Origin of the sequence: Pseudomonas sp. K5002 (genome assembly GCF_013386655.1) — a bacterium.
GTDB lineage: Bacteria > Pseudomonadota > Gammaproteobacteria > Pseudomonadales > Pseudomonadaceae > Aquipseudomonas.
The window spans coordinates 1-2,253 of the sequence record NZ_JACARK010001116.1 but is presented as its reverse complement, the minus strand read 5'-3'; the positions used below and the strand labels follow the sequence as shown (position 1 = coordinate 2,253).

Here is a 2,253-nt window from a genome sequence, read left to right as displayed (position 1 = left end):
ACTGGCTCCGATCCTGGCCCGACGTTTTGGCGCCGAGCGGGTGGTGCTGGGCATTCTGCTGACCCTGGCCGGCGGCATCATCCTGCGCAGTTCATTCGGTGAGGCCGGGCTGTTCGCCGGCAGCCTGCTGGCGGGCGCGAGTATCGGCATCATCGGGGTGCTGTTGCCCGGTATCGTCAAGCGCGATTTCGCCAAACAGGCCGGCACCATGACCGGCGTGTACACCATGGCCCTGTGCCTGGGTGCAGCGCTGGCGGCGGGATCCACGGTGCCCCTGAGTCATTACTTCGGCGACAGCTGGAACATCGGCCTGGGGTTCTGGATTCTCCCGGCGTTGGTCGCGGCGTTGTTCTGGTTGCCACAGGTCGGCCAGAAACACGGCGCGCACCAGGTGGCCTATCGCGTGAAGGGCTTGTTGCGTGATCCGCTGGCCTGGCAGGTGACCCTGTACATGGGCCTGCAATCCTCCCTGGCGTACATTGTGTTTGGCTGGCTGCCGTCGATCCTGATCGGCCGTGGCCTGAGCGCCACCCAGGCGGGCCTGGTGCTTTCCGGTTCGGTGATTGTGCAACTGGCCAGTTCCCTGGCTGCGCCCTGGCTGGCCACCCGCGGCAAGGACCAGCGCCTGGCCATCGTGGTGGTGATGGTGCTGACCCTGGGCGGCCTGTTCGGTTGCCTGTATGCACCGCTGGACGGTTTGTGGGGCTGGGCGATATTGCTGGGCCTGGGCCAGGGTGGCACTTTCAGCCTGGCGCTGACCTTGATCGTGCTGCGTTCACGGGACGCCCATGTAGCCGCCAACCTGTCGAGCATGGCCCAGGGCATCGGCTACACCCTGGCGTCCATGGGGCCGTTCGCGGTCGGGCTAGTGCATGACTGGACCGGTGGCTGGAACGCCACCGGCTGGATTTTCGCGGTGATCGGCCTGGGCGCGATCATCGCGGGACTGGGCGCCGGGCGTGCGCGGTATGTCGGCGTGACCAGCGAAAAGGTCTAGAGGTACAGCACTTCCATAGTGCTGGAACCATCGATATGCACGTCGCTGCTGAGGTCGAGATTGTTCTTGGCAGCGATCACCGTATCGACCCTGACCAGGCTGCTCAGCGTCTGGAAGGCCGTCGGCCCGCTGGTGCTGCCGACGGTGTCGGTAAAGCCGAGAAAGCTGCGCGAACCGATGTCGATCGGGTTGCTGTTGGCGGTGCGCCAGGCGATCCCGCCGCTGGTGGACTCGGTGCCGTAAACCTCCGGCAGGCTGTCGATCACCGTCTGCTTGGGGTCGAAGGTCAGGGAGTACAGCCCGATCTTGTTGCCACTCGGGTCCAGGCCCAGCCCGTAGTAGATTTCGCTGTTGACGTTGGCGGTGCCGTCGCGGTTGTCGCTCATGCGCAGGGCGTAGCGAGTCGCTGCCTCGCAGTTGATGGTCACGCTCAGGTAGCGCACCGGCAGGCGTTTGCCGCGATCAATGTTCAACTCCTGTTGGGAAATCTTGCCGTAGTCGATCAGCCCGTTGCTCGACAGCGCCGGTGTACAGGCACTGGGAGTGAGCAAGCCGGTGACGCCGAGTTCGACACTGGAGGCTGCCGTGGCACCGCTGCTGAGGGTCAGCAGGGCAAGTGTTGCGAGAGAACGCTGGCGTAGGTGCATGACCATACTCCTTGATCAGAGGTAGATGATTTCAATCGTGCCCGAACCGTCGAGCAGTACTTCCGTACGCAGGTCCAGGCTGTTCATGGGGGACAGGACGGCGCGCACGCTGATCTGCCCACTCAGGTTCTGGATCGCGGTGGGGCCGGCATTGCTGCCGGGTAGAGCGGTAAAGCCGAGCAAACTGCTGCTGCCGATGGGGATGGGGTAGGCGCTGGAGCTGCTCCAGGCCACGCCACCGGTGGTGGAGTCGGTGCGATATACCTGGGGCAGGGCATCGGCGCGCAGGTCGAAGGGGTCGAAATAGAGGAAGTACCGGCCGATTTTATTACGGCTGTCGTCCACTCCCAGGCCGTAGGCGGTTTCGTCGATGCCGCCGGTGGCCGAGCCTTTGCGGTTGTCATGCATGCGCAAGGCGAAATGAGTCGGGCCGTCGCAGCCGATACTCAGCAGCAGGCTGCGGGAGACCAGCCCGGTTTCCTTGTCGGTGTTAAGGCTCCTGGACCACATACGGCCAAAGTCGATGATGCCGCCGTTGGACAGCGTGGTCTCGCAGGCCGCCGGAGCGAAGCCGGCTTGCAGCGACAGCTCCCGGGCGCGGCCGCTGGC

General features: G+C 64.7%; 3 protein-coding genes. 1 reads left to right on the top strand and 2 read right to left on the bottom strand.

All coding sequences use genetic code 11. The features are described from left to right. The coding region (locus HX846_RS33860) for a CynX/NimT family MFS transporter (RefSeq protein WP_178967114.1) at positions 1 to 997 on the top strand (997 nt) is incomplete at its 5' end. Here the strand turns inward: HX846_RS33860 and HX846_RS33855 are convergent. Both HX846_RS33855 and HX846_RS33850 read right to left on the bottom strand, forming a co-directional pair. After that, a complete protein-coding gene (locus tag HX846_RS33855; RefSeq protein ID WP_087692824.1) occupies positions 994 to 1,644 on the bottom strand; it encodes a DUF1120 domain-containing protein in 651 nt (216 codons plus the stop codon). The two genes, HX846_RS33860 and HX846_RS33855, sit on opposite strands and share 4 nt — an antisense overlap. Positions 1,645 to 1,659: 15 nt before the next feature. Next, positions 1,660 to 2,253: DUF1120 domain-containing protein (locus HX846_RS33850; RefSeq protein WP_178967113.1), on the bottom strand; the 594-nt coding region annotated here is incomplete at its 5' end.